Below are 575 nucleotides of genomic sequence, written 5' to 3' on the forward strand. Positions count from 1 at the left end.
ACCGGCTCGCCGTCGGGATTGCCGTATTCTTCCCAGTAGAGCTTGTGGTCGGGGGCGTGGTCGACCTGCAGCAGCCCGCTGCGGTTGGCTTGGCCCTGGGGGTACTTCCATTCGCCGGTGACCTTGCTGGTCGCCTGAAGCTTGGAGAAGTCCATGATCGTTCCTTGCGCGCCGGAGGGAATTTCGTGGGCCGTGTTGCGCCCAAACCCGTCGTCGCCGCAAGGATTTCCTGAGGATTCGGTTGCGAGCGGGGACCGCACCGCGAGCACGGCCCCCGTCGCGTCGTCCGGCTAGTCGATGAGTTCGTACGCAGGCAGCGTCAGGAACTCCTCGAGGGTGTCGGACAACACCATGCGCGAGAACAGCTGCGCGGCTTCCTCCAGGCGCGGGGAGGGGAAGTCGCGGCGAAGGCCCGCCATCTCGTCGGTCAGGAAGTGGATGAACAGCTCCGAGCTCATCTCGCGACCGTCGGCCAGGCCTGCGCCAAGGCGCACCCACTGCCACAGCTGGGTGCGGCAGATTTCGGCCGTCGCGGCGTCTTCCATCAGGTTGTAGAGCGGCACGGCGCCTCGGCC

The 575-nt window shown here is 66.6% G+C and carries 1 pseudogene; it reads right to left on the bottom strand.

What is annotated here, in order from left to right:
• Window positions 1-290 precede the first annotated feature (290 nt).
• Window positions 291-575: pseudogene (locus J7528_RS24155) on the bottom strand (malate synthase A); the annotation flags it as partial.

Origin of the sequence: Caulobacter sp. (assembly GCF_017744445.1) — a bacterium.
Lineage (GTDB): Bacteria > Pseudomonadota > Alphaproteobacteria > Caulobacterales > Caulobacteraceae > Caulobacter.